We start from the raw sequence: 25,856 nt of genomic DNA, 5'->3' as shown, positions 1-25,856 counted from the left end.
CGCCGCTGCAACGGCGGCGCCCGTGTCGGCGGGCATTGCCGGCGCGGGCGCGGAAGGCGGCGCGGGCATGGCGTTCGCGGTATCGTCCGGCCTCTGTCGCGCGCCGCCCGCTGGCGGCCCCTGTTCAAGCGACAGCGCAGCGATCAGGATGGCGATTGCCGCGGCCAGGGCGGCCCCGGCCATGCGCAGCGCAGCATTGCGCTGGCGGCGAAGCGTCTGGCGGGCATCCGGGGCCTGGCGCGTCGCGGTCACGGCCGAGTCCCCCCCGTCCGCGCGAGGGACAGCACGAGGCCGGCCTCGGCCACGGTGATGCCGCAACGCGCGGCGATCTCCTCCGCCGTGTAGCCTTGCTCCGCGAAGCGCAAGGCCTCGCTGTACTCGGGCGACGTCGAGGGCTGGGCGAGCATCGCCTCTTCGAGCTGTTGGCGCAGGCCGGCGGCTTCGGCGCGGAGCGCCTCGATTTCGGTGCGCTGCAGCGCGATCAGCGCCTGCTGCGCTTCCAGCTCGCGCCGCAGATGGCTCACTTCGAGCTCGGCACGGAAGACATCCGCCGCCGGCGCGGCCGGTTCCGGCGCAAGGGGCGCGGAAACGGCGGGCCTCGGTTGCGGCGCATAGTCGAAACCGTCACCGTCATCGCCCTCGCCGCCGGCTTCGTCCGCCATCGCGGCAGAAGCCGGCCCGGATTGCGGAGCGGAAGCGCGACCGAGCCACAATGCGCGCAGGAATTGCCAGCCGGCGAGCAGCAACAGCAGCAGTGCAAGAATCCACAGCATCTGCCGCGGGCTCATGCGCCGGGCCTCCGCCCAGGCTCGGGCAGGCGTGCAGTGCAGGGCGGCATCGGCAGGAAAAGCATCATCGGCAAACGCAGCCTCCGGGGGATTCGCCCGATAATACTGTCCGCCCCCGCGGACGACAAATCCCGCGACACGAACCCTGGAAGGCGGACCCCCGATGGATCTTTCCCTGTTGCTGTTCTGGCTCAAGAAGCTGATTGCCGCCTTCGCGCTGCCGCCCCTGCTGCCTCTGCTGCCGATTGCCCTCGGCCTCGCGCTGCTCGGCCGCTTCCCGCGCCTGGGGCGGATCATGGCCTGGGGCGGCGTGGCCCTGGGCCTGCTGCTGGTCCTGCCCGCGAGCGTGGGATGGATGGTGGCGCAGGTGGAAGACCCCACGCCCTTGCCGCCCACGGCGGCGGTGAATGCGGACGCCATCGTGATCCTCGGCGCCGGCCGGCGGGAATACGCGCCCGAGTTCGGCGGCGAAACGGTGAACCGCCTCGCCCTCGAACGCCTGCGCTACGGCGCGCGGCTGGCGCGCACGACGGGGCTGCCGGTCCTGGTGAGCGGCGGCGGAAGCGCGAGCGAAACGCCGGAGGCCGTGCTCATGAAAGCCGTGCTGGAAGAAGACTTCGGCATCACGGTGCGATGGACCGAGGGGCGTTCGCGCGACACCCGCGAAAACGCGCGCTATTCCAGCGCGATCCTGAACGCGACCGGCATGCGGCGCATCCTGCTCGTCACCCACGCCGCGCACATGTCCCGCGCTCAGGCCGAATTCGAAGCGGCCGGGCTCGCCGTGCAGCCGGCGCCGACCGGCTGGCTCGGCGACTATGACGAGCGGGCGCACGACGTTTTCCTGCTGGGCGGGCTTCCCAGCCAGAACAGCGCATATGCCGGCTGGTTCGCGGTGCACGAAGCGCTGGGACGGCTCGCCTACCGGCTGTCGCGCTGAGCCGCCTAACGCCCCTGGAAACCGGGCGCGCGCTTGTCAAGAAAGGCCGTCACGCCCTCGGCGAAGTCGGCGGTCGCCGCGCAGCGGGCGAAGGCTTCCGCCTCGCTCTGCAATTGGGATTCGAGCGGCGTGCCGTGTGATGCCGCGAGCAGGCGCTTGATTTCGCCATAGGTATGGCGCGGTCCGTTCCTGAGACGGGCGGCCAGCGCGGCCACGGCTTCTTCGAGCTGGGCATCCGGCACCACGCGATTGACCAGCCCCAGGCGCTGCGCCTCCGCTGCGTCGAAGCGTTCGGCCAGGAGCAGCAGTTCGGCTGCCTTGCGCGCGCCGACGATACGCGGCAGAAAATACGAGGCGCCGCCATCCCCCGACAGGGCAATCGACGAATACGCCGTCGTGAACCGGGCGTTGTCCGCCGCGACGACCAGATCGCAGCCCGCCATCAGCGACAGGCCGAAACCCGCGCAGGCGCCGCGCACGCAGGCGATGACCGGTTGCCGCAGCCCCTGCAGGATCTCGACCGTGGGGTTGATGTACTGCGCGATCATCGCCTTGAAGGCCGCCAGGCGCGCTTCGGGCGAAAGGTGCAGCCGCGCGGCGAAATCCTTCAGGTCGCCCCCGGCCATGAAATGCTCGCCGGCGCCCTTGACCACGACGACCGCGGCATCACTGCGTGCCGCCAGCCCGCGGACGGCCTCGGCCAGGTCTTCCATCATCTCGACGGACAGCGCATTCAGCGCCTGGGGACGGTTCAGGGTCAGGGTCGCGACGCCGTCGGCGTCGTCGAGCAGGACGGTTCCAGCCATGGATGAATCCTCACGTAAGAATGCCCGCGCGCGCGGGATGCGGAGGCAGGCATTCTGACACGGGGCACGCCCCGCCGCCGCGACGGCCGGCGGCACCCGTCAGACCCGCTCGAAAACGCCCGCAGCCCCCATGCCGGTGCCGATGCACATGCTGATCATGCCGTAGCGCAGCCCCGGATCGCGCTGCATCGCAGCCATCAGCGTGGCGGTGCGGATCGCGCCCGTCGCCCCCAGCGGGTGGCCGAGCGCGATCGCGCCGCCGAGCGGGTTCACGCGGGCGGGGTCGATGTCGAGCTGGCGCATCACCGCCAGCGCCTGGGCGGCAAAAGCCTCGTTGAGCTCGGTCCAGCCGATGTCACCCATGCCCAGGCCGGCGCGCTTCAGCGCGCGCGGAATGGCCTCCACCGGGCCGATGCCCATCACCTCGGGCGGCACGCCGGCCACCGCATAGCCCGCGAAGCGCGCGATCGGCGCCACGTTGTAGCGCTTGACCGCGGCCTCGCTCATCAACAGCACGGCGGCGGCGCCGTCGGACATCTGCGAGCTGTTGCCCGCGGTGACCGAACCGCGCGCGGCGAACACCGGCTTCAGCTTCGCCAGCCGGTCCACCGTCGAATCCGGCCGTGGCCCTTCGTCCCGCGACACCAGGCGTTCGACGATGCGCACCGTGCCCCCCTCGCCCGGCACATGCGACTTCACCGCGTAAGGCAGGGTCTCGGCATCGAAACGCCCTTCGGCGATGGCGGCGCAGGCGCGGCGGTGCGATTCGGCGGCGAACGCGTCCTGGTCCTCACGGCTCACGTTCCACTGCGCGGCGACGCGCTCGGCGGTCAGGCCCATGCCGTAGGCGATGTCGATGTTCTCCGCATGGGCGAAGATCGCCGGGTTGAGGCTGACCTTGTTGCCCATGATCTGCGGCATCGCGCTCATGCTCTCGGTGCCGGCGGCGATCATCACGTCGGCCTCGCCGAGCCGGATGCGGCTGGCGGCATCGGCCACCGCCTGCAGGCCGGAGGCGCAGAAGCGGTTGATCGTGATGCCGGGCACCGCATCCGGCAGCCCGGCTAGCAGCAGGCCGATGCGCGACACGTTCATGCCCTGCTCCGCCTCGGGCATCGCGCAGCCGGTGATCACGTCGCCGATCTCGTTGCAGTCGAGGTTGGGCACGCGGGCGGCCAGCTCCCTCAGCACCGCGGCCAGCATGTCGTCGGGCCGCACATGGCGGAAAGCGCCGTTGCGCCTCGCAACCGGCGTGCGCAGCGCGGCGACGATGTAGGCGTCCTGGATCTGTTTGCTCATCGTTCGTTCTCTCTCAGTCGCGATCACTCGCTTGCGATCAATTGCGCAATGGCTTGCCCGTTTCGAGCATGTGCGCGATGCGCTGCTGGGTCTTCTCGGTCTTCAGCAGCTCGACGAACTGCGCGCGCTCGACGTCGAGGATCCACTGCTCGCCGACGCGGCTGCCGCTGTCCACCTCGCCGCCGCACAGCGCCGTCGCGGCGGCCTTGGCGACGCGGTAGTCGTGTGCCGAGATGAAGCCGCCCTCGGCCATGTTCACCAGCATCAATTCGCAGGTGGCGATGCCGTCGCGCCCGGCCACGACGACCGCCGGATCGGTCAGCACCGGCCGCCAGGCGGATTCCGCCATCCCCCGCGCGCGCCGGATGGCGGCGTAGAGCAGTTCGTTGGCGTTGAACAGGATGTCGTCCGAAACCCTGGCGAAGCCGAGTTGCACGGCCTCGATGGCGCTCTTGGCCACCGTCGCCATGGCGATGGTCTGGAAAGCGGTCTGGATGAACGGGAACACGTCGCCGCCCGCGGTGCGCTGCGCCATCGCATGCGCCTGCAGGGCGAACTCCTTGCTGCCGCCGCCGGCCGGGATCAGGCCCACGCCCGCCTCGACCAGGCCGACATAGCTTTCCAGCGCCATCACCCGGTGCGCCGCGTGCATCGCGAACTCGCAGCCGCCGCCCAGGGCCATGCCCTGCACCGCGGCCACCACCGGCACCTGGGCGTGCTTGATCGCCATCGAGCTGCGCTGGAACTTCGCCACCATGTCGTCGAGCAACTCGAACTGGCCGGCGCGGCAGGCTTCGCCCACCTGCTGCAGGTTCGCCCCCACCGCGAACGGCGCCGGATGCCATATCACCAGGCCGTCGAGATCGACCTCGGCGCGCGCGATGGCCTCCAGCATGCCGTCCATGACCTCGTCGCCGATGGCATGCATCTTGGATGTGATGGAGACGATGCCGATGCGCGCATCCTGGTCGGCGCGCCGCCACAGGCGCACGCCGCCGTTTTCCCACAAGGTATCGCCGCGCTCGTCCGGCGCCTCGCCGAACACGCGATCGGGGTAGAGCTGGCGCCGGTACACCGGCAAGGCCGAACGCGGCTTCAGCGCATCGTCCTCCGCGCTGAAAGACCCCGCCGGCGCATGCACGCCCTCGCGCTCGAACACCCACGGCGGCAAAGGCACGCTCGACATCGCGCGGCCATGCCGGATGTCGTCCTGGACCATTTCCGCCACCTCGCGCCAGCCCGCGGCCTGCCAGGTCTCGAACGGCCCCTGCGCCCAGCCGAAGCCCCAGCGCATCGCCAGATCGACGTCGCGCGCATTGTCGGCGATGTCGCCCAGATGCACCGCGCAGTAATGGAACACGTCGCGGAAGATGGACCACAGGAACTGCGCCTGCGGATGCGGGTGCGCCGCGAGCTGGGCGAACCTGTCGGCCGGGTTCTTCAGCTTCAGGATGTCCTCGACGTCGGGGAAGACCTCGCCGCCGCTGTCGCGGTAGTCCTGCAGGCCGAGGTCCAGCACCTGGATCTGCCGCCCCTGCTTGCGATAGATGCCGCACCGCGTCTTCTGCCCCAGCGCGCCCTTGCCGATCAGCGCCTGCAGCCATTCGGGCGGCTTGAAATACGCATGCCAGGGGTCGTTCGGCAGCGTCGCCTGCATGGTGCCGACGACATGCGCCAGCGTGTCGAGACCGACCACGTCGGCGGTGCGGAAGGTGGCGCTCTTGGGCCGGCCGATGCGCGGCCCGGTCAGCAGGTCGACCTCGTCGAAGGCCAGCCCCAGCCGCGCCGTATGGTGCAGCACCGCCAGGATGGAGAACACGCCGACGCGGTTGGCGACGAAGTTGGGCGTGTCCTTCGCGCGGATGATGCTCTTGCCCAGGCGGGTGGTCAGCCAGGCTTCCAGCACATCGAGCGTCGCCGGATCGGTATCGGCGGTCGGGATCAGTTCCACCAGCGGCATGTAGCGCGGCGGATTGAAGAAATGGATGCCGCAGAAACGGCTGCGCGCAGCGGCCGGCATGCCTGCCGACAACGCGTTGATCGACAGGCCCGAGGTATTGGATGCGAATACCGCGCCCGGCTTCAGGTGCGGCGCGACCTTGGCATAGAGGTCGAGCTTCCACTCGATTTTCTCGGCGATGGCCTCGATGATGAGATCGCACTCGCCCAGGCGCGCGAGGTCGCCGGCGTAGTTGGCGGCCTCGACGTGGCGGACGCGATCCCGCGCCGCGAACGGCGCGGGATCGAGCTTCTTCATGGCGTCGAGCGCCTTGCCGACAATGCCGTTGGCGTCGCCCTCCCTGGCGGGGAGGTCGAACAGGATCACGGGGACATCGGCATTGGCGCAGTGAGCCGCGATCTGCGCGCCCATGACGCCGGCGCCGAGCACGGCGACCTTGCGGATGATGAGACGACTCATACGGTTCTCCGGATGCTGGGCGGCCGGCCCCGAGGCCGGCCGCCCCCCTCTGCGGGGGTCAGAAAGCGTGATTGAGCTGGACCGAGAAGATGTTCACCGAGGTATCGAACGAGCCGCGGACGAACTGGCCCGTCGCGGTGGTGCCGAGCACGGTGCGGCGGTCGATCTTCTCCTTGTCGAAGAACAGGCGCGCATAGCCGGCGTCGACCGAGGTCTGCTTGTTGAACTTGTAGTTGAAGCCGATCGCGAGCCAGGTGCGGTCGGAGTCGGGCAGGCGCACGGTGCGGTCCTCGGCCTTGCGGATCGGCGACTGGTCGTAGGCCACGCCCGCGCGCAGGCGCAGCGCATCGGTGTACTGGTACTGCATGCCGACGCCGACACGGTAGCTGTCCTTGAAGCCGAGGTATTCGTCGGTCAGGATGGCGCCGAGGCTGCGATGCCGGACCTCCAGACGCGGCAGGGAACTCCAGCCCGTCCAGGTGTAGTCGGCGAGGATCTGCAGCCTGTCGCTCGCCTGGTAGGCCAGCGCCAGCGAAGCCGTATCCGGCAGTTCGATCGACACCTTGGCCGGCGTGGACATCGGCCCCGCCTCGACCTTGCCCTCGACATCCAGGTCGATCGTCGAACGGTAGGTGAGGCCCACGCGCAGCGCAGGGTTCAACTGGAAGATCACCCCCGCGTTCCAGCCCCATCCGCTGTCGTCGCCCGACAGCTTGCTTTCGATGTCCACGGTATTGGGCAGCAGCGCGGTGACGGGCTGCATGCCGCGCAGGTCGGCCTCGAAGCGGACGTAGTTGATGCCGAAGCCCAGCGACACGACGTCATTGACCCTAAACGCGACGCTGGGGTTGATGTTGATCGCCTTGATCTCCGAATAGGCGCCCTGGTAGCGGCCGATGAAGTCGTCGTCCCATTCGGTCGCGTTGCCGAAGGTCGGCGAAATCCCCAGCCCCAGGCGCAAATCCTTGTTCAGCGACATCGCCCAGAACACGGCCGGCACCAGTGACGCACCGCCGGCGTCGCCGCCGTCGCTGCCCAGCGGATAGGCCGGCACCGGCGGCGCGGCCACACGCAATGCGTTCGACCCCCGGTCGGAAAACTCCAGCTTGCGGTCGAGCACCGTGAACGCACCCGAGACATGATGCCCCTCGCCCAGGTACAGCATGCCTGCGGGGTTGAAGTAGACGGTGCTCGCATCCTCTGCCACCGCCGCCGACCCGGCATAGGCATAGCCCGTCCCGGCCCCGTTCTGGTTCTGCAGCGCGAAACCGGCGGCCATCGCATTGCCTGCCGCCAGTAGGGTGGCCGCCGCCGCGACCTCGATTGTCAGACGCTTCCGTTGCATGTCGTGTCCCCTCACTTTTTTATGACTTGCGGGCCCGGCCCGCACTGCTGAAAAACGGACTGCCCCAACCCGCCGGCCTATCCGGCCGGCACCGGCCGCTTGCGCCCCTTGTCGTCGAGCGCAACGTACGTCAACTGCGCCTCGGTCACCTTGACCACGACCGGGTTTTCCGCGTCGCGCTCGGCGAAGACCTCGACATCCACGGTGATCGAGGTGCGCCCGACCGCGATCACCTCTGCATAGAAGCTGACGAGATCGCCCACCGAGACCGGCTGCTTGAAGATGAAGGAGTTGACCGCAACCGTCGCCACCCGCGAGCGCGCGCGGCGCACGGCCGGTATCGCGCCGGCGATGTCGACCATCGACATCACCCAGCCGCCGAACACGTCGCCGGCGGGATTCAAGTCGGAGGGCATCGGCATGACACGCAATGCCGGCTGCTTGTCATGCGGCAGTTCGGTGGCATCGCTCTGGAAATCGCTCATCTAGTTCTCCTGGCTGGCGGCCTCGCCGCCACGTTCGGCCACGGCCGGAGCCCCGCCAATCCGGGTTTTCCCCAGACTGCGCGCGAGGTGCAGCGGGCCACCGGTGTGCGGGGCGAAGCCTGTGCCGAAGATTACACCCGCATCGGCGAGCTCGGCATCGGCGACCACGCCGTCGCGCACGCAGCGCTCGGCAGCGGCCAGCAGCGGCGCCAGGATGCGATCCACCAGTTCGGCGTCGAACGCGCCTGCCTCACCCTTCTGCGCCCGGCCGTCGGCCCAGCGGTAGTAACCCTCGCCGCTCTTGCGGCCGAGCTTGCCCGCCGACACCAGCTGCAGCAGCCGCTGAGGCGGCGCGGCGCCCTCGCCGGCCAGGGCCTTGCCGGCCGCCAGCGCAATGTCCAGCCCCACGGTATCGACCAGTTCCACCGGACCGATCGGCATGCCGAAACGCGTCAACGCCGCATCCACGGTTTCCGGCGAGCGGCCTTCCTCCACGCAGCGCAGCGCTTCGAGCATGTAGGGGCCGAGCACCGCATTGACGAGAAAGCCGGGAGCGCTCTCCACCGGCAGCGGCAGCTTGTCGATGGCGCGCACAAAGCCGGTCGCGCGGCGCAGCATTTCGGCATCGCTGGCGGCGCCGCGCACGACTTCGACGAGCGGCAGCTGCGGCACCGGATTGAAGAAATGGATGCCGACCAGCCGCGACGGGTCCTGCAGCACGCTGGCGATGTCCTCCAGGCGCAGGCTGGACGTATTGGTGGCGAGTACCGCATCCGGCCGGGCGCGGCGTTCGAGGCCGGCGAACAGGCTGCGCTTGGCTTCGAGGTCCTCGAAGATGGCCTCGATGATCACATCGGCATGGGCCGCGCCGTGCCCCTGCGGATCGGGCGTCAGGCGGTCGAGCGCGAAGCGCAGCGCGCGCGCGTCGCCCTTGGTGCGGCGCTCGAACAGCTTCATCGCACGCTGGATCGCGGGCGCGATGCGCTCCACCGACTGGTCCTGCAGCGTCACCCGCATCCCGCGCAGCGCGCACACCGCTGCGATGTCGCCGCCCATGACGCCGGCGCCGACCACGTGCACGCGCCGCGGCGTGAAGTCGATGTCCTTGCCGAAGGCCTTCAGGCGCTCCTGCAGGAAGAACACGCGCACCAGGTTCTTCGCCGTCGGCGAGGCAAGGATGGCTTCCAGCGAAGCGGGCTCGCCCGCCGGCACGGCCAAGGCATTGCCTTGGTGCTTCTCCCAGATGTCGATGATCGCGTAGGGCGCCGGATAGTGCTCGCGCGCCGCCTTCGCCGCCGTCTGCTTGCGCGCCTTGTCCGCCACCTTGCCGCGCAGCGGGCCGTTCATCGCACGGCGCAGGATGCGCTCGTGCAGCGCGAGCTTGCGCCGCGTGGCGCCGGACAGCGCGACGATGCGCGCGGCCGACGCCATGACGCGCAGCGGCACGCAATCGTCGACCAGGCCCAGGCGCTTCGCCTTGCGCGCGTCGACGCTCTTGCCGGTCAGCATCATGTCCAGCGCCGCCGCCGGGCCGATGGCCTCGGGCAGGCGCAGCATGCCGCCCCAGCCCGGCACGATGCCGAGCATCACCTCCGGCAGCGCCAGCTTGGTGGCGGGCTCATCGACCGCCAGCCGGTAGCGGCAGGCGAGCGCGAGTTCCAGGCCGCCGCCCAGGCAATGGCCGCGGATCAGCGCCAGCGTGGGGTAGCGCACCGCGGCCAGGCGATTGAACAGGTTCCAGCCGCGCTCGACCAGCGCACGCGCCGCGGCGGGGGCGTCGAGCCGCGAGAATTCCTCGATGTCCGCGCCGGCGATGAAGCCGGCCGCCTTGCCGGAGGCGATGACCAGCGCGCCGGGCGGATGGCGGTCCAGTTCGTCGAGCGCCTGCGCGAACTCGGCCATCACTTCGGCCGACAAGGTGTTGGCCGCCGCTCCGGCGCAATCGATTTCCAGCCAGGCCAGGCCGTCGGCCTCGCGGCGCAGCGTCCAGTGCTTCCAGTCCTGTTGCATGGGATGGTTCATTGCACGGCCTCCACCAGCATCGCCCCGCCCTGCCCGCCGCCGATGCAGATCGACGCCAGTCCGCGCCTGCCGCCGCTGCGGCGCAGCACGTGCAGCAGATGCAGCACGATGCGCGCGCCGCTCGCACCGACCGGATGGCCCAGCGCCACCGCGCCGCCGTCGACGTTGAGCCGCGCCATGTCCGGCGCGCCCGGCGCGGATTCGAGGCCGAAATGCGTGCGGCAGTATTCATCGTCGCCGAACGCGCGCAGGCAGGCGATGACCTGCGCGGCGAAGGCCTCGTTCAGTTCCCAGGCATCGATGTCATCCGGCGCCAGGCCGTGGCGCTGCAGGATCGGCAGCACCGCATGCACCGGCCCCAGGCCCATCTGCTCGGGCGCCAACCCGGCCCACTGGCTGTCGACGATGCGCCCGAGCGGCCGCAGGCCGTGGCGCTCGACCGCTTCGGCCGAAGCCAGCAGAAGCCATGCGGCACCGTCGCTGATCTGCGAACTGTTGCCGGCGGTGACGCGGCCGTATTTCTTGTCGAAGAAAGGTTTCAGCTTCGCCAGCCCGGCCATCGACGAATCCCGCCTGACGCCATCGTCGGCGGCGAATACCGTGCCGTCGCGCCCGATCAGCGGCACGATCTCGTCCGCGTAATGGCCGGCATCCTGCGCGGCGGCCACGCGGCGATGGCTGTCGACCGCCAGGGCATCCATTTCCTCGCGCGTGATGCCGAAGCCGAACGCGAGGTTCTCGGCGGTCTGTCCCATCATCTGGCCGACGACCGGGTCGGTCAGCCCCTTCATGATGCCGATTACCGGGGCGAGATGGCCGGGGCGGAAAGCCTTCAGCGCGGCCAGCTTCTGGCCGGGCGTCCTGGCCGCGTACCAGCCGGCCAGCCAGCGCACCATCTTGTCGGAGAACAGCAGGGGGGCGTGCGACAGCGCATCGACGCCGCCCGCCAGCACCAGGCCCGAGCGGCCGCAGCGGATGTTGGCGATCGCCGAATCCAGCGCCTGCATGCCCGACGCGCAGTTGCGCATCACCGTCCAGCCCGGCACCGCATTGCCGCAGCCCATGCGCAGCGCCACCACGCGGCCGATGTTGACCTCGTCCGCCGACGGGCTGGCGCAGCCCAGGATCACTTCGTCGAGCAGTTCCGGCGCGAAGGGCTGGCGCAGCAGCAGCGCCGTGCCGGCTGCCGTCGCCAGGTCGGCCGCGGTGAAGGGGCCGGGGCCGGTCCTCGCCTTCAGGAAAGGCGTGCGCGCGCCATCGACGATGAACACTTCACCGCTCATGCCACCTCCTCGCGTGCCGGCGAGGATGCCGGCATTCCATCCAGCGCGGCGCGGAGACCGAAGTCATACGGAAAGTCGTCCACGCGGATGACCTTATCACGCAGCGTGTTGCGGCGCTCGACGAGCAGGTACTCGTCCTCGGTGATGACACCCGCCTCACGCGCGCGGCGCCAGACCTCGTCGACGTCGCCGCCGGTCATCAGCCCCGGCTTGAACGCCCCCGAACGCAGCGCCTGCTTGAGCTTGTCCTCGATCGGCTCGGCCGCGACCGTGGCCAGTAGCGCCGCCTCCAGCGCACCGACCGGCTCCTCGACGTCGTCTGGCAGATGGACATCGGCGGTGAGGCGGTCGCGCGTGGCGGACGGCCCGATCAGCAGCGCGGCGACTTCATGCCCCAGGCGGTCGGACGGCACCACGTAGGGACGGCCGAGCGGGAACACCACGAGCCGGCGCAGCAGGAAGGCGAACAGCCGGTTCGGGAAGTTGGCGATGACGCCTTCGAAGGCGAGCTGTATGCGGAACATGCAGTCCCAGATCGCCCAGTGCATCAGCGGCGCATCGGCCGCCTGGCGGCCTTCGGCCTCGAAACGCTTCAGCGTCGCGGTGGCGAGATACATCAGCGACAGGATGTCGCCCAGCCGCGCCGACAGCTTTTCCTTGCGCTTGAGCGCACCGCCCAGCGTCCCCATCGAAATGTCGGCGATGAAGGCGAAGGCCGCAGAGAAGCGGGTGAGCTGCTGATAGTAGCGCCGCGTTTCGGGCGCGACGTCCATCGGCAGCCTGACGAAGTGCGAGCCGGTCAGCCCCATCACGAAGGCGCGCCCGGCATTGCCCACGGTAAAGCTGACGTGGCTCCACAAGGCTTTGTCGAAAGCGTCCTCGTCGTTGCGCTGCGCGGCGTCCATTTCGGTGAGCACGAAGGGATGGCAGCGGATCGCCCCCTGGCCGAACAGGATCAGGCTGCGCGTCAGGATGTTGGCGCCTTCGACCGTGATGCCGACCGGAATCTGCTGGTAGGCGCGGCCGAGGAAGTTCTGCGGCCCCAGGCAGATGCCCTTGCCGCCGATCACGTCCATGCCGTCGTTGACCACCTGGCGGGCGCGCTCGGTGACGTGGTACTTGACGATCGCCGACACCACGGACGGCTTTTCGCCGAGGTCGATCGCAGCGGCGGTCATCGTCCGCGCCGCGTCGCACAGATAGGTGTTGGCGCCGATGCGGGTCAGCGCCTCTTCCACGCCCTCGAAGCGGCCGATCTGGGTCTTGAACTGGTAGCGCACGCGGGCATAGGCGCCCACGGTGCGCGCGGTGAGCTTCTGCATGCCGACGTTCGAGCCCGGCAGCGAGATCGAGCGCCCGGCCGCGAGGCACTCCATTAGCATGCGCCAGCCCTGGCCGGCCATCGCGGGGCCGCCGATGATGAAATCGAGCGGCATGAACACGTCCCTGCCGCGCACCGGGCCGTTCATCCACACCGCGTTGAGCGGGAAATGGCGGCGGCCGATGTCCACCCCCGGATGTTCGTGCGGCACCAGCGCGCAGGTAATGCCGACGTCCGCCTCGCCGCCGAGCAGCCCGTCCGGGTCATACAGCCGGAAGGCGAGCCCGAACACGGTGCACACCGGCGCCAGCGTGATGTAGCGCTTGTCGAAGCTGACGCGCATGCCCAGCACTTCCTCGCCCTGCCACATGCCCTTGCACACCACGCCGGCGTCGGGGATGGAGGCCGCGTCCGAACCGGCCCACGGGCTGGTCAGCGCGAAGGCGGGGATCTCCCGCCCGCTGGCGAGGCCCGGCAGGTAGCGCTGCTTCTGCTCCGGCGTGCCGTAGTGCAGCAGAAGTTCGGCCGGGCCGAGCGAATTCGGCACCATCACCGTGACCGCCGGGGCCGACGAGCGGGTCGACAGCTTGGTGATGACCTGCGAATGGGCATAGGCGGAGAAGCCCTTGCCGCCGTATTCCCTGGGAATGATCATGCCCAGGAAGCCCTTGTCCTTGATGTAGCGCCACACTTCGGGCGGCATGTCCTGCCGTTGCGTGCAATCCCAGTCGCGGGTCAGGCGGCACAACGCGTCGACCTCGTTGTCGAGGAAGGACTGCTCCTCGGCGCTCAGCTTGGGCCAGGGATAACCGTCGAGCGTGCGCCAGTCCGGATCGCCGCTGAAAAGCTCGCCCTCCCACCACACCGTGCCGGCCTCGAGCGCGTCCTTCTCGGTCTGCGACATTGCCGGCAGGGCCTTGCGGAAGGCCTTGAAGATCGGCGCCGTCACCCATTGGCGGCGCAGCGAATCGACGAGGAAGACGCTCATCGCCCCCGCGTAGAGGGCCAGCGCCAGCAAGGTCAGCAGCACCGGCCAGTCGCCCGCCCACCCCAATGCCGCAAGCCACACCAGCCCCGCCAGAAGCCAGGCAAAAAGTGGCGCTCGCCCGTAGGCGAGCGCGCCTGCCAAGGGAGGGAGGGAAACCAGCAACAACCAGACCATCACGTTCTCCTCGTGCCGGGCGTTCGGGACGGGCCCCGCGCCCTGTCGTCAAATCAATCGTGTCCGGACGCACCGAAATCGGGCAACGGCGCCCGCAGGCCGCCGAGCAGGAAACTCATCAGGCGCGGCAGCAGGCGGGACGGGTCTTCCGCCTCGCGGGACATGCCGGCCATCGCATAGACGCTTTCGATGCCCGCGATCGCAAAGGACATCGCCCCCAGCATGTAGTGGAAGCGCCACATGATCTCGTGGCGCGGCACGCCCGGCAGCGCGCGGAACAGCGCCCCCAGGAAGCGGTCCATCACCTCGGCGTATTCCTCGGCCAGGAACTGGCGTACGAAGGCGTTCGGTTCGTTGTAGGTGCGGCTGAGCAGGCGCATGAAGGTGTTGCCGCCATGCGCCATGTCCGCCGCCAGTTCGAGCGCGGTGCCGAAGAAGGCTTCGACGATGCGGCTGGGCTTGATCAACCCGCCGCCGGCTTCCGCCTCCAACTGGTCGAGCGCCGCCAGCCGGGTCTCGTTCAGGGCCGTCAGGCGGCGCCGGAACACCGCCTGGATCAGCGCATCCTTGCTGCCGAAGTGGTAGTTCACCGCGGCCAGGTTGGCGTTCGCCGCACCGGTGATCATGCGCATCGACGTGCCCTCGAAGCCATACTCCACGAACAGCCGCTCAGCCTCGTCGAGAATGCGGTCGCGCGTTTCGGGCTGTGGCAGGCGTGGCTCGGGAAACATCGGCGCTCTCTATTCAAACGTTTGTTTGAATCATACGTTCACTTTATCCAAAGTCAAGCCGTGCTTCATGGGCAGCCAACGGTTTGACTCGCGGATGCCCGCACAACAGAATCGCCCGCTCTCCGCCAGCCCATTCCGAAAAAGACCATGAGACGCTCTTCCGCCGCCCTGCCCGGCCCCGAACCCACCGAACGCCACGACTGGCAGACACTGAAGAGCCTGTTTCCGTTCATCTGGGCCTACAAGGGAAGAGTGATCTTCGCGTTCTGCTGTCTGCTCGCGGCCAAGGGCGCGAACGTCACGGTGCCCATCGTCTTCAAGCACCTGATCGACGATCTGTCGATCACACGCGAACAGGCCTTCATCGTCGTTCCGGCCTCGCTGCTGCTCGCCTACGGCGTGTTCCGCTTCTCGACCTCGCTGTTCACCGAGCTGCGCGAGATCGTCTTCGCACGCGTCACGCAGCAGGCGGTGCGGGAGATTTCGCTGCGCGTGTTCCGCCATCTGCATGCGCTGTCGCTGCGCTTTCACCTGGAGCGCCAGACCGGCGGTCTGACGCGCGACATCGAGCGCGGCACGCGCTCGATCGGCTCGCTGATCAGCTACACGCTGTACTCCATTCTGCCGACGCTGATCGAGATCGGCCTCGTCATCGGCATCCTGCTGGTGCAGTACGACGCGGTATTCGCGCTCATCACGCTCGCCGCGCTGGTGGCCTACATCGGCTTCACCGTCCAGGTCACCAACTGGCGCACCACGCTGCGCCGCCAGGCCAACGAATTCGACTCGGCGGCCAACGCGCGCGCGATCGACAGCCTGATCAACTACGAGACGGTCAAGTACTTCAACAACGAGGAATTCGAGGCGCGCCGCTACGACGAGCAGCTCGGCAAGTGGATCAAGGCCCAGATCACCAACCAGTACTCGCTGTCGGGGCTCAACATCGGCCAGGCGGCGATCGTCGCGGTCGCCGTCACGGCAATGATGTGGCAGGCCGCGATCCGCGTGGCGAGCGGCGAGATGACGATCGGCGACATCGTGCTGGTGAACGCCTTCCTGATCCAGCTCTACATCCCGCTCAACTTCCTCGGCGTGATCTACCGCGAGATCCGCCAGGCGCTCACCGACATCGAGCGCATGTTCGGGCTGATGCACCAGCACCGCGAAATCGCCGACGCGCCGGATGCGCAGACGCTCCCTCCGGGGCCGGCCGGCGTGCGTTTCGAGAACGTCTGTTTCGCCTACGACGCCAAGCGCTCGATCCTGTTCGACGTCGCCTTCGACATTCCCGCGGGCCGCACCGTCGCGGTGGTCGGCCACTCCGGTTCGGGCAAATCGACGCTGGCGCGCCTGCTGTACCGCTTCTACGACGTGCAGGGCGGCGCGATCCGGGTGAACGGCCACGACATCCGCCAGCTCGGCCAGGACAGCCTGCGCGCGGCCATCGGCATCGTTCCGCAGGACACGGTGCTGTTCAACGACACCCTGTTCTACAACATCCAGTACGGCCGGCCGAGCGCGCGCCGCGAAGAAGTCGAGGCCGTGGCGCGCGCCGCGCAACTGGAAGACTTCATCCGCCATCTGCCGGACGGCTACGAGACCCGCGTCGGCGAACGGGGCCTGAAACTGTCGGGCGGCGAAAAACAGCGCGTGGCGATCGCCCGCGCATTGCTGAAGAACCCCGCGATCCTGATCTTCGACGAAGCCACCTCGGCACTGGACTCGAAGACCGAGAAGGCGATCCAGGCCCAGATCGAACGCGCCGCCAAGGGCCGCACCGCGCTCGTCATCGCGCACAGGCTGTCGACGATCATGGATGCGGACGAGATCATCGTGCTCGACGGCGGGTGCATCGTCGAGCGGGGGCGGCACGGCGCGCTGCTGGCAAACGGCGGCGCCTACGCGCAGATGTGGATGCTGCAGAAACAGGAAGAGGCGGGAGAGCCGCGAAGCGGCGCGAGCGGCGATCCGTCCGACGCACCATCCGACCCGGCTTCGCGCTGACTCACTGCCGCCGCACGGGGCGTGCAGGAAAAAAAATGGCGCCCGCAGGCGCCATATGGATTCGAAGCTTGCCGGCAGCCGGCGTCAGACCGGAATCCGACGGCTGCGTCGCAGTCCGACCATGCCGAGCAGGGCGATGCCGGCCAGCGCCAGCGAGCCGGGTTCGGGCACGCTGCCGCCGCCATCATTCGGTTTGACCGTGCCGCCGACGCTGGCGAGCTTCAGGTAATCGTAGGTCTGATTACTAAAATCACGTACAACCCCGTTGTTTCTGACATCTCCCGAATTGACACCGGTGCCAGCTGTGAAACCACCCGCCCCGATCAGCCAGAAGCTCGAGTACGTATTCTCGAACGCGCCAGAAGTCGTGCCCAGTTCCTTGGTGGCGGTGCCGATGTTGCCGTAGTTGCCGACCAGCGTCCAGCCGCGGCTGGCGAGGCTGGCGAAGGTGCCGCCATCCAGGGACTGGGCCGCCGTCATCGAGCCGAACCCGGTAAACGCCATGACGAAGATGTCCGAGTCGTTGGGAGCCCAGCCCGCCTTGACGCTCTCGAGCCGGACCAGGCTGTCGAAGCTCAGCAGCGCGACTTCGTATCCGGCCTTGTTGTCGAGCGCATGCTGATTGTCGTTCGAGGGCTCGCCCCCGACGCCGATGCCCGAACCGACCCAGTATCCGACGTCTGTTCCGTTGATATTGGTGGTGTTGTTCGAAGCCTTCCAGCCCGTCACCGACGGTTCGTTGGCGGCGGAGTTGGTCAGCGACCAGTTGGTCGCGGCCATGGCCGACAGCGAGCCGGCACACAACACGGCTGCAACGGCAGATTTGAAAGCGATCGGGTTCATTGTAGTTTTCCTGACTTCAGTTATTCCAAGGCTTACACAGCAAAAACCGAGCCAAAAAGAAAAACTCATTGTTTATCAAAAATTTGATTCATCTAACAAAATCAACAAAGATCGTACACGTCAAAATTTCCGACACTACTCGAGCTGGCCGAGCAGCTCCCGGGCCTTGCCGACCCACGCCCCATCGGGGCTTTCCCGCAGGGCGGACTGAAGTTCGCCGCGTGCTTCGGCCACACGCCCGAGCTTCGCCAGGACATACGCCAGATGCCAACGGATCTCGGGGTCTTCCGGCGCACGCAGGCGCGCATCGCGCAGATGCCGCATGGCCTCGTCCAGCCGGCCGGCATGCGCAAGCGCCCAGCCCAGCGTATCGACGATGCCGACATCCCCTGGTGCCAGCGCGTGCGCCCGCTCGGCCATCGGCACCGGGTCCCCCTCGCCCAGCACCAGGCGCACGTTCGCCAGATTGTTGAAGACGCTGGCCCCTGCATTGCCGCCGCTCACGAGACGCTCGTACTCGTCGCGCGCGGCCTTCCAGTCGCCATCCCGCATCCAGAGCTCGGCCAACATTTCGCGGACCCGCGGCTCATCGCCGTTTTCCGCCAGCCAGCGTTTCAGGACCGGCACCAGCGACTTCGGCTCACCTTTCAGCACGGCGACACTCGCCCGCCGCTGCAACAACTCGAGCGACGGAGCCGACGCGAATGCATCGCGATAGTGCCGCTCCGCCTCGTCGAAGCGCCGGCGCTGCACCGCACGGTCTCCCGCCAGCCTCGAACCGCTCGCGCTCGACGGGTGCGCGGCGCGCAAGGCGGCGATCAGCCCATCGACGCCGGCCAGGGCGTCGGACGGCCCGAGCAGTGCCGCTTCGATCTCCAACACCATCGCCGCCTCGTCCCCGGGTCGCCCCTGCAGCGCCTTCTGCGCCGAATAAGCCGCCCCAGCCGGATTGCCGGCCGCAAGCTGCAGATAGCCGATGCGGACCAGGCGCGGCGCATCGAACTCCGCGATCCGGGTCATCTCGCGCAAGGTCTGCTGCGCGGCCTTGTTGTCACCCACGGCGATCTGCGACTCGGCCAGCGCCGCCAGCACCGCCAGATCCGAGCCTTTGCGCACTGCGAGCGCCTTGCTGGCTTCCAGAGCGCCCGCCTTGTCGCCCATCTCCGCCCTGACGCCGATCAGCGCCAGGCCGGAGCGGATGTCATCCGGACGCTCTGCGGCGGCCTTCTCGAACCAGCGCGCGGCCTCCCGCAGGTTTCCCGCCCGCTGTTCGAGCATGCCCGACTCGTGCATCGCCACGACATCGCTGCGGTTCTGCTTGAGTAGCTCGGCATAGGTCTGGCGTGCCCGCTCCAGACGCCCTTCAGCGACATCGAGCCGGGCGAGGTTGAGGCGGGCGGGCATGAATGCCGCATTGCGCTGCAGGGCCGCATCGAAGGCCGCCCGCGCGCCCTTCGCATCGCCCGTCGCACTCTTGATCGCCCCCAGCAGATTGAGCGCAACCGGATTGCCTGGCACCGCCGCGCTGGCACGCTCCGCAACCGACAAGGCACCCTTGTGGTCCTCCTGCCGCATCAGGATGTTCGCCAGCGCGTTGGCCACGGCCAGGTCGCCGGGCGAACGCTCGAAGGCAAGCTGCAGGCTTTTCACCGCCGCGCCCACGTCGCCCAGGCCGAGCTGGCTGAACCCCAGGGCGGACTGTGCATGCACGTCCCCGCCGCGGGCCGCCTCTTCGAACAGCTCGCTGGCCTTGCCGTATCGGCGCTGTGCGAGGTTGACCCGCCCGAGCAGATTCAGCGCCTGAGCGTCCCCTGGCTGCACGCGCAGAACGTGCTCGAGGAGGCCCGTGGCCCGTGCATGGTCATTCATGTCGAGATGGATGGACGCAAGCAGCTTGCGCGCGCCCTGATTGTTCGGATAGCGCACGATCGCCGCTTCGAGATACTTTCTGGCCTTCTCGAACTGCCGCCCCGCATGGTGTGCCAGCGCCCCCACCATCAGCAACTGCTCATGGCCGGCCACCCACTCGGAGGGTAGCGCGTCGACCAGGCCGGCCGCTTCGGCAAGATAACGCGCCGCCTGCGCGGCATCGCCCTGGCGCTCCGCGATCAGCGCCAGCAGGTAGGCGGCCCGAGGCTCGGTGGGGCCGCCCCGCGTCACCTCCAGTGCGGACTTCGCCTCTTCATCGCGGCCGAGATCGACGAGGATGCCGGCACGGGCAACCACCGCATCGATCAGGCCGGGATCGAGCGCCACGGCACGCTCGTAGTCCGCAAGAGCCTGCGGAAGATCACCCGCCGAATGCGCAACCGAGGCGCGCGCATTGAAGGCCTGCGCGAACTCGGGGCCGTTGCGCACCGCGAGCTCCGCGCGCTCGCGCGCCAGCGCGAGATTGCCGCTGCCGATCAGCATCGGCACTTCCGCCGCGAGCGGCACGGGCGAAGACGGATCGAGTGCGCGCGCATCCGCGAAACTGTGCTCGGCCTGTGCCCGCTGCCCCAGCGCCGCATGCGCCAGGCCACGCAAGCTCAGCACTTCCAGCCGGGCTGCCGCCGGCAAACCCTCCGCCGGCACGTTTTCGAGCAGTACCGCCGGCCGCCCCTGCAGCAGATAGATGCGCGCCAGCGGCACCGCCACCTCGGCGCGATTCACGCCGAGACGCAAGGCTTCGCGGAACTCGACCTCGGCCGGCCCGACGTCGCCTTGCCTGAAATAGGCACGCGCCAGCAGCAGATGCGCCGCCAGCATGTCGCGGTCCTGCTGCAAGGCATTCTTGAGCTGGATGATCGCACCGACGACATCCTGCTCCTCGAAGCGCTTCAAGCCGTCCTCGTAATAGCGGCTCGCCGCCACCGGACCGGCAAACGCCGATGCGCACAGGAACAGCGAGGCGGCGCCAATGGCGAGCACGCGGGCAAACGATCGGGGGGAGCGGTTCATGGACGGAGGCATCCGGTTCTGGTGTGCGCAAAGTATATAAAGCGCTTCGAAACGGTCCCGTGCAATCCGTCATCATCGGCATCAATAGCATCATCGCCATTCTTGCGACGCTTCCGCGCCCGACTGGCAGGGCACGCTCGCCATCCCGTAGAATCGACAGCAGGCCGAGGACGGTTTCCCACGCCCGGGATACCCGCGCCTCTTCATCGCGCCCCGGCGCGGGGCATGCACTGCGCAGCCCCGGCGGCGCCCGCCAATCCACCCGAACAAAACCGGCATTCAACGACCTTGAGCACGCGCAAACCCCGCATCGCCCTGATCGCCACCGGCGGCACCATCGCCGGCACAGCCGCCTCGCCGACCGACACCACGGGGTACAGCGCCGGCCGCCTGGGCGCCGAAGATCTGCTCGCCGCCGTTCCCCAATTGGCGGAACTGGCCGACATACGTGCCGAGCAGCCGTTCAGCATCGACAGCAAGGACATGGGCCCCGCGCACTGGCTGGTCCTGCTGCGCCGCGTGCAGGCGCTGGCCGATGCAGCCGATGTGGACGGCATCGTCATCACCCACGGCACCGACACGCTGGAAGAAACCGCCTACTTCCTCCACATCGCGCTGGCTACCGCGAAGCCGGTGGTCATGACCGCGGCGATGCGCCCGGCCACCGCACTGTCGGCGGACGGCCCGCTCAATCTCTACCAGGCCGTGCAGCTCGCCTGCCGCCCGGCGGCAGGCCGCGCCGGCGTGCTCGCCGTGCTGGGCGGCCGCATCCTGCCCGCCGCACGCCTTGCCAAGCGCCACCCGTCTGCGGTCGACGCTTTCGGCTCGCCCGATGCGCTCACCGTCGATGCCGGCGATGCCCTGCTGCAGGGACTCGCGCCTTACCGCCGCCACCGCATCAGCCTGCCCGACAGCATCCAGGTGCTGCCGCCGGTCGAGCTGCTGACGGTGGCCGCGGGCAGCTCGCCGGCGCTGGCTGCGGCCGTGGTGCGAGCGCTGGCACGCGCCAGCCTGCTGAGCGGCGGCGCCGGGCTGGTGCTGGCCCTGCCGGGCAACGCCAGCCTGCCCGACAGCTGGGAAATCGCGCTCACCGAGGTACTGCCGCACACCCTGCCGGTGGTGCTGGCCAGCCGCTGCGGCGCCGGCACCACCGCGCATTTCGCCGGGCGGCCCGGCAACTGGCTGCAGTGCAGCGCGCTCGACCCGCTGAAAGCGCGCGTCCGGCTCATCGCCGGCCTCGGCGCCGGACTGCGCGGCGCGCGCCTCAAGCGCTGGTTCGAGCGCGGCTGAATCCGCCCCCGCCGGGCGCCCGGCTAGAGGCCAGGGTCGCTGCCGCCGCCAACGAGCGTGCTTTCGACGATGCGCCGCGTCAGATGCGGGGCGAAGCCCTCGATGAAGGCGTATACATAGGTGCGCAGCCAGGCCCGCTTGCGCAGGCCGATACGGGTCGTGCTCGACTCGAACAGGTGCGACGCATCCACCATGCCCAGCCGCCGGTCATCTTCCGGGCTGTAGGCCATGCGCGCGAGGATGCCGATACCCAGGTCCATCTCGACGTACTTCTTGATCACGTCCGAGTCGATCGCCGACAGCACGACGTTGGGCTTGAGGCCACGGCCGAGAAAGGCCTTGTTGATCAGGCTGCGGCCGGTGAAGGCATCGTCGTAGGTGATCAGCGGATAGCGCGCGATCGCCTCCAGCGTCAGCGGCGACTCGCGCAGGATGGGATGGCGCGGCGTGGCGACGATGCAGCGGTTCCACTGATAGCAGGGCAGCATCACCAAGTCGTCGTACTCGGCGATGGCCTCGGTGGCGATGGCGATGTCGGCCGTGCCGTCCAGGACCATCTCGCACACCTGACGCGGATTGCCCTGGTGCAGCGACAGCTTGACCTGCGGATAACGCCGCATGAAATCGCGCACCACGCCCGGCAGCATGTAGCGCGCCTGCGTATGGGTGGTGGCGATCGACAGGCTGCCCACCCCCTCGTTGGCGAACTCGTCGCCGACTTGCTGGAGGTTGTCGAGATCGCGCAGCACCCGTTCGGCAATTCCCAGCACGGCGCGGCCGGGCTCGGTAACGGCGACCAGGCGCTTGCCATGGCGCTCGAAGATCTCGATGCCGAGCTCGGTCTCGAGCTGGCGGATCTGCTTGGACACGCCGGGCTGCGAGGTAAACAAGGCGTCGGCCGCTTCGGAGACATTGAGGCCGCGGCGGGCAACCTCGTGGATATAGCGCAATTGCTGCAGGTTCATGGCCCAATCTTTATAACTTTCAATTCTTAGAGTTTAACTCCGAACACCTTCTGAGCCCTAAGGCAAATCTCTACGATCGCGACACTCCACAAAGTGTAGTGCCTCGCCCGCTCCGGCGCCCCACCACGAACCGCAGCCCGGCGCTCCCTCGCCGGCCTTCGACGAGAAAGAGACCATGTACCAGTACGACGAATACGACCAGCGCATCGTCGATGAGCGCGTCGCCCAGTTCGCCGACCAGACCCAGCGCTACCTCGCCGGCGAGCTGAGCGAGGACGAATTCCGCCCGCTGCGCCTGCAGAACGGCCTCTACATCCAGCGCTACGCGCCGATGCTGCGCATCGCCGTGCCCTACGGCAACCTGAACTCGAAGCAGTTGCGCACGCTGGGCCATATCGCGCGCAAGTATGACCGCGGCTACGGCCACGTCACCACGCGCCAGAACATCCAGTTCAACTGGCCGCGCCTGGAAGACGTACCCGAAATCCTCGGCCTGCTGGCCCAGGTGCAGATGCACGCGATCCAGACTTCCGGCAACTGCATCCGCAACGTCACTTCCGACCCCTTCGCCGGCGTGGCCGCCGACGAGATCGCCGACCCGCGCCCATGGTGCGAGATCCTGCGCCAGTGGAGCACCTTCCACCCCGAATTCGCCTTCCTGCCGCGCAAGTTCAAGATTGCGGTCAACGGCGCGAAGCAGGACCGCGCGCTCATCCACGCGCACGACATCGGTCTCGACATCGCACACGACGCGGCGGGCGCGTTGGGCTTCCGCGTGCTGGTGGGCGGCGGCCTGGGCCGCACGCCGATCATCGGCGAGGAAGTCTCCGCCTTCGTGCCCTGGCAGCAGATCCTGAACTACTGCGAGGCGATCCTGCGTGTCTACAACCTGCATGGGCGCCGCGACAATGCTTACAAGGCACGCATCAAGATCCTGGTGAAGGCGCTCGGCGTCGAAGAATTCGCGCGCCAGGTGGAAGCGGAGTTCATCCACCTCAAGGATGGCCCGTCCACGCTGACCCAGGCCGAGATCGATCGTGTCGCGAGCCGCTTCGACGACCCGCTGCTGGCCCCGCTGCCGCAGGATGCCGGCTACCGTGCCCACCTCGCGCAAGACAAGGCCTTTGCCGCCTGGGCGCGACGCAACGTGCGTACCCACCAGGTGCCGGGCTACGCGAGCGTGGTGCTGTCGCTGAAGCCCTATGGCGTGGCGCCGGGCGACGTCACGGCCGAGCAGTTCGACGCCATCGCCGACCTCGCCGACCGCTATGCCTTCGGCGAGGTGCGCAACACCCACGAACAGAACGTGCTGCTCGCCAGCGTGCGCGAGGCCGGCCTGTTCGCGCTCTGGCAGCAGGCGCGCGAGCTGGGCCTGGCGACACCGAACATCGGCTTGCTGACCGACATCATCTCCTGTCCCGGCGGCGATTTCTGCGCGCTGGCCAACGCCAAGTCGATCCCGATCGCCAACGCGATCCAGGACCGCTTCAGCGACCTCGACCACCTGTACGATCTGGGAGAGCTGGAACTGAACATCTCCGGCTGCATGAACGCCTGTGGCCACCATCACGTCGGCCACATCGGCATTCTCGGCGTGGACAAGAACGGCCAGGAGTTCTACCAGGTGACGATCGGCGGCTCCCAAGGCAGCCAGGCTGCGCTGGGCAAGGTGATCGGCCCCTCCTTCGCCGCCGCCGAGATGCCGGACGTGATCAGTTCGCTGATCGATACCTTCGTCGACAACCGCCATGACGACGAGCGCTTCATCGATACCGTGCGCCGCATCGGCGTCGACTCGTTCAAGACCCGCGTCTATGCCGAACGCAACGCCCGCCTCGAAGCCCGGGAGACCACCAATGCCTGAGATCATCAAGAACGGCCGCGTCCAGTCGGACGACTGGCAGGTATTGCGCCTGGCCGAGGGCGAGGCTGCAGCCGATGCCGTGCTGCCTGCCGGCCACGTCATCGTTCCCCTTGCCACCTGGCAGGCGCGGCGCGCCGAACTGCTGCCGAAGGCCGAGGCCGGCACGCTCGGCGTCTGGCTCGCCGGCGACGAAGACCCCGCCGCGCTGGCGGCCGATCTGCCGGCGCTGCCGGTCGTCGCCGTCGATTTCCCCAAGTTCGCCGACGGCCGCGGCTATTCGCTCGCCACCCTGTTGCGCACGCGCTTGGCCTACGAGGGCGAGCTGCGCGCGATCGGCGACGTGCTGCGCGACCAGTTCTTCTTCCTGCTGCGCTGCGGCTTCAGCGTGCTGCAGCCGCGCGAGGGCAAGTACACGACGGCCCAGCTCGAAGCCGCACTCGCCAGCCTGCGGGACTTCACCAATCCCTACCAGGGCGCGGTCGACCGTCCGGAACCACTGTTCCGCCGCCAGCCGCGCAGCCCGCGACAAGAGGATGCCGCCCGATGAACGCCAGTGTCTCTGCGCTGCGCCCCGCAGCCGGCAACCCCGCGACCCGGCCCGGGCTCGACGACGCGCTGCGTGCGAGCGTGAGCGCCAAGGCCGCGGCCGCGCTCGCCCTGCTGCGCGACGCGGCCGCCGAGTTCGGCGGCCCGGACGCGCTGTGCTTCGCCAACAGCTTCGGCGCCGAGGACATGGTGCTGACCGACCTGATCCTGTCGAATGCGCTGCCGATCGAGGTCTTCTCGCTCGACACCGGCCGTCTGCCGGCCGAGACCTATACGCTGATGGGCGAAGTCGAGCAGCGCTACGGCACGAAGCTGAAGGTGTTCTTCCCCGACGCCGCGTCGGTGGAAGATTTCGTCCGTAGCCATGGCATCAACGCTTTCTACGACTCGATCGAACTGCGCAAGGCCTGCTGCGGCGTGCGCAAGATGGAGCCCCTGCGCCGCGCGCTGGCCGGCAAGCGAGCCTGGATCACCGGCCTGCGCGCCGCCCAGTCCGTAACCCGCAGCGGCCTGCCGCTGCGCGAATTCGACAGTGCCAACGGGCTGCAGAAACTCAACCCGCTGTCGGACTGGAGCGAGACCGAGGTATGGGCCTACATCCGCATCTTCGACGTGCCCTACAACGCCTTGCACGACCAGTTCTACCCGAGCATCGGCTGTGCCCCCTGTACGCGCGCCATCGCGCTGGGCGAGGACGTGCGCGCCGGGCGATGGTGGTGGGAAGACCCCGAGACGAAGGAATGCGGCCTCCACGCCAAGAAAGGCTGAACACGGGGCAGGCAAGCCGCCACCCGCCCGCGGCG

20 protein-coding genes are annotated in these 25,856 nt (G+C 68.5%); 6 read left to right on the top strand and 14 right to left on the bottom strand.

Annotated elements, in window-relative coordinates; genetic code table 11:
* Together C666_RS05365 and C666_RS05360 are read right to left on the bottom strand one after the other, a co-directional pair.
* The coding region (locus tag C666_RS05365) for a hypothetical protein (protein WP_004334880.1) at window positions 1-252 on the bottom strand (252 nt) is incomplete at its 3' end.
* Window positions 249-788, bottom strand: coding sequence for a DUF2802 domain-containing protein (locus tag C666_RS05360; protein WP_004334877.1), 540 nt, complete (start codon window positions 786-788; stop codon window positions 249-251). The genes C666_RS05365 and C666_RS05360, both read right to left, overlap by 4 nt.
* A gap of 163 nt (window positions 789-951) precedes the next feature.
* Between C666_RS05360 and C666_RS05355 the strand changes: the two genes are divergently transcribed.
* Window positions 952-1,728: a YdcF family protein gene (locus C666_RS05355; RefSeq protein WP_004334875.1), complete on the top strand. Its 777-nt coding sequence runs from the start codon at window positions 952-954 to the stop codon at window positions 1,726-1,728.
* A 5-nt stretch (window positions 1,729-1,733) separates the two neighbouring features.
* Here the strand turns inward: C666_RS05355 and C666_RS05350 are convergent, their stop codons facing one another.
* The 9 genes from C666_RS05350 to C666_RS05310 all read right to left on the bottom strand — a co-directional run bounded on the left by C666_RS05350 (window position 1,734) and on the right by C666_RS05310 (window position 14,601).
* Window positions 1,734-2,534: an enoyl-CoA hydratase-related protein gene (locus C666_RS05350; protein WP_004334872.1), complete on the bottom strand. Its 801-nt coding sequence runs from the start codon at window positions 2,532-2,534 to the stop codon at window positions 1,734-1,736.
* 99 nt (window positions 2,535-2,633) lie between these two features.
* On the bottom strand, window positions 2,634-3,833 hold the full coding sequence (locus C666_RS05345) for an acetyl-CoA C-acyltransferase (RefSeq protein ID WP_004334869.1): 1,200 nt from the start codon (window positions 3,831-3,833) through the stop codon (window positions 2,634-2,636).
* Between the two features lie 37 nt (window positions 3,834-3,870).
* A complete protein-coding gene (locus tag C666_RS05340; protein ID WP_004334866.1) occupies window positions 3,871-6,252 on the bottom strand; it encodes a 3-hydroxyacyl-CoA dehydrogenase/enoyl-CoA hydratase family protein in 2,382 nt (793 codons plus the stop codon).
* 58 nt (window positions 6,253-6,310) lie between these two features.
* On the bottom strand, window positions 6,311-7,597 hold the full coding sequence (locus tag C666_RS05335; protein WP_004334863.1) for an OmpP1/FadL family transporter: 1,287 nt from the start codon (window positions 7,595-7,597) through the stop codon (window positions 6,311-6,313).
* Window positions 7,598-7,674: 77 nt separating this feature from the next.
* Window positions 7,675-8,082, bottom strand: a complete 408-nt coding sequence (locus C666_RS05330) for an acyl-CoA thioesterase (protein ID WP_004334860.1) — start codon at window positions 8,080-8,082, stop codon at window positions 7,675-7,677.
* Window positions 8,083-10,104, bottom strand: coding sequence for a 3-hydroxyacyl-CoA dehydrogenase NAD-binding domain-containing protein (locus C666_RS05325; RefSeq protein WP_004334858.1), 2,022 nt, complete (start codon window positions 10,102-10,104; stop codon window positions 8,083-8,085).
* Window positions 10,101-11,387 carry an acetyl-CoA C-acetyltransferase gene (locus tag C666_RS05320; protein WP_004334856.1) on the bottom strand — a complete coding sequence of 429 codons (1,287 nt, stop codon included), beginning with the start codon at window positions 11,385-11,387 and terminating at the stop codon, window positions 10,101-10,103. Before C666_RS05320 ends, C666_RS05325 begins: the two co-directional genes overlap by 4 nt.
* The gene (locus tag C666_RS05315) at window positions 11,384-13,870 is read right to left on the bottom strand and encodes an acyl-CoA dehydrogenase (protein ID WP_004334854.1); all 2,487 of its coding nucleotides are present in this window, start codon (window positions 13,868-13,870) and stop codon (window positions 11,384-11,386) included. The genes C666_RS05320 and C666_RS05315 overlap by 4 nt, the downstream gene beginning before the upstream one ends.
* Before the next feature lie 53 nt (window positions 13,871-13,923).
* On the bottom strand, window positions 13,924-14,601 hold the full coding sequence (locus tag C666_RS05310) for a TetR/AcrR family transcriptional regulator (RefSeq protein ID WP_004334852.1): 678 nt from the start codon (window positions 14,599-14,601) through the stop codon (window positions 13,924-13,926).
* 147 nt (window positions 14,602-14,748) lie between these two features.
* Here C666_RS05310 and C666_RS05305 point away from each other — a divergent pair, with 147 nt between their 5' ends.
* Window positions 14,749-16,605, top strand: a complete 1,857-nt coding sequence (locus C666_RS05305; protein WP_004334849.1) for an ABCB family ABC transporter ATP-binding protein/permease — start codon at window positions 14,749-14,751, stop codon at window positions 16,603-16,605.
* Between the two features lie 84 nt (window positions 16,606-16,689).
* Here C666_RS05305 and xdp1 read toward each other — a convergent pair whose 3' ends face one another.
* Together xdp1 and prsT are read right to left on the bottom strand one after the other, a co-directional pair.
* Entirely contained in the window at window positions 16,690-17,448 is a 759-nt protein-coding gene (gene xdp1, locus C666_RS05300; RefSeq protein WP_004334846.1) for an exosortase-dependent surface protein XDP1, read from the bottom strand.
* Between the two features lie 135 nt (window positions 17,449-17,583).
* Window positions 17,584-20,388: an XrtA/PEP-CTERM system TPR-repeat protein PrsT gene (prsT, locus tag C666_RS05295; RefSeq protein WP_004334844.1), complete on the bottom strand. Its 2,805-nt coding sequence runs from the start codon at window positions 20,386-20,388 to the stop codon at window positions 17,584-17,586.
* 288 nt (window positions 20,389-20,676) lie between these two features.
* On the opposite strand from prsT, the gene C666_RS05290 reads away from it, so the two are divergent.
* On the top strand, window positions 20,677-21,678 hold the full coding sequence (locus C666_RS05290) for an asparaginase (RefSeq protein WP_004334841.1): 1,002 nt from the start codon (window positions 20,677-20,679) through the stop codon (window positions 21,676-21,678).
* Window positions 21,679-21,701: 23 nt separating this feature from the next.
* Here the strand turns inward: C666_RS05290 and cysB are convergent, their stop codons facing one another.
* The gene (gene cysB / locus C666_RS05285) at window positions 21,702-22,643 is read right to left on the bottom strand and encodes an HTH-type transcriptional regulator CysB (RefSeq protein WP_004334839.1); all 942 of its coding nucleotides are present in this window, start codon (window positions 22,641-22,643) and stop codon (window positions 21,702-21,704) included.
* A gap of 175 nt (window positions 22,644-22,818) precedes the next feature.
* Between cysB and C666_RS05280 the strand changes: the two genes are divergently transcribed.
* From C666_RS05280 to C666_RS05270, 3 genes are read left to right on the top strand one after another with little or no spacing between them, the layout of a single operon-like run.
* Window positions 22,819-24,507, top strand: a complete 1,689-nt coding sequence (locus tag C666_RS05280) for a nitrite/sulfite reductase (RefSeq protein WP_004334836.1) — start codon at window positions 22,819-22,821, stop codon at window positions 24,505-24,507.
* The gene (locus tag C666_RS05275) at window positions 24,500-25,054 is read left to right on the top strand and encodes a DUF934 domain-containing protein (RefSeq protein ID WP_004334834.1); all 555 of its coding nucleotides are present in this window, start codon (window positions 24,500-24,502) and stop codon (window positions 25,052-25,054) included. Before C666_RS05280 ends, C666_RS05275 begins: the two co-directional genes overlap by 8 nt.
* Window positions 25,051-25,821, top strand: coding sequence for a phosphoadenylyl-sulfate reductase (locus C666_RS05270; RefSeq protein ID WP_004334831.1), 771 nt, complete (start codon window positions 25,051-25,053; stop codon window positions 25,819-25,821). Before C666_RS05275 ends, C666_RS05270 begins: the two co-directional genes overlap by 4 nt.
* Window positions 25,822-25,856 lie beyond the last annotated feature (35 nt).

The sequence above is a fragment of the Thauera linaloolentis 47Lol = DSM 12138 genome (genome assembly GCF_000310205.1).
Taxonomy (GTDB): Bacteria; Pseudomonadota; Gammaproteobacteria; order Burkholderiales; family Rhodocyclaceae; genus Thauera; species Thauera linaloolentis.
This window is presented reverse-complemented; position numbering and strand designations above follow the sequence as displayed.

What these genes read in the sequence shown, in the direction of transcription:
- C666_RS05355 (WP_004334875.1), top strand. Translation starts at nt 952, where the DNA reads ATGGATCTTTCCCTGTTGCTGTTCTGGCTCAAGAAGCTGATTGCCGCC.
- C666_RS05270 (WP_004334831.1), top strand. Translation starts at nt 25,051, where the DNA reads ATGAACGCCAGTGTCTCTGCGCTGCGCCCCGCAGCCGGCAACCCCGCG.
- C666_RS05350 (WP_004334872.1), bottom strand. Translation starts at nt 2,534, where the DNA reads ATGGCTGGAACCGTCCTGCTCGACGACGCCGACGGCGTCGCGACCCTG.
- C666_RS05305 (WP_004334849.1), top strand. Translation starts at nt 14,749, where the DNA reads ATGAGACGCTCTTCCGCCGCCCTGCCCGGCCCCGAACCCACCGAACGC.
- C666_RS05310 (WP_004334852.1), bottom strand. Translation starts at nt 14,601, where the DNA reads ATGTTTCCCGAGCCACGCCTGCCACAGCCCGAAACGCGCGACCGCATT.
- xdp1 (WP_004334846.1), bottom strand. Translation starts at nt 17,448, where the DNA reads ATGAACCCGATCGCTTTCAAATCTGCCGTTGCAGCCGTGTTGTGTGCC.
- C666_RS05340 (WP_004334866.1), bottom strand. Translation starts at nt 6,252, where the DNA reads ATGAGTCGTCTCATCATCCGCAAGGTCGCCGTGCTCGGCGCCGGCGTC.
- C666_RS05345 (WP_004334869.1), bottom strand. Translation starts at nt 3,833, where the DNA reads ATGAGCAAACAGATCCAGGACGCCTACATCGTCGCCGCGCTGCGCACG.
- C666_RS05280 (WP_004334836.1), top strand. Translation starts at nt 22,819, where the DNA reads ATGTACCAGTACGACGAATACGACCAGCGCATCGTCGATGAGCGCGTC.
- C666_RS05330 (WP_004334860.1), bottom strand. Translation starts at nt 8,082, where the DNA reads ATGAGCGATTTCCAGAGCGATGCCACCGAACTGCCGCATGACAAGCAG.
- C666_RS05320 (WP_004334856.1), bottom strand. Translation starts at nt 11,387, where the DNA reads ATGAGCGGTGAAGTGTTCATCGTCGATGGCGCGCGCACGCCTTTCCTG.
- C666_RS05335 (WP_004334863.1), bottom strand. Translation starts at nt 7,597, where the DNA reads ATGCAACGGAAGCGTCTGACAATCGAGGTCGCGGCGGCGGCCACCCTA.
- prsT (WP_004334844.1), bottom strand. Translation starts at nt 20,388, where the DNA reads ATGAACCGCTCCCCCCGATCGTTTGCCCGCGTGCTCGCCATTGGCGCC.
- C666_RS05315 (WP_004334854.1), bottom strand. Translation starts at nt 13,870, where the DNA reads ATGGTCTGGTTGTTGCTGGTTTCCCTCCCTCCCTTGGCAGGCGCGCTC.
- C666_RS05325 (WP_004334858.1), bottom strand. Translation starts at nt 10,104, where the DNA reads ATGAACCATCCCATGCAACAGGACTGGAAGCACTGGACGCTGCGCCGC.
- cysB (WP_004334839.1), bottom strand. Translation starts at nt 22,643, where the DNA reads ATGAACCTGCAGCAATTGCGCTATATCCACGAGGTTGCCCGCCGCGGC.
- C666_RS05360 (WP_004334877.1), bottom strand. Translation starts at nt 788, where the DNA reads ATGAGCCCGCGGCAGATGCTGTGGATTCTTGCACTGCTGCTGTTGCTG.
- C666_RS05275 (WP_004334834.1), top strand. Translation starts at nt 24,500, where the DNA reads ATGCCTGAGATCATCAAGAACGGCCGCGTCCAGTCGGACGACTGGCAG.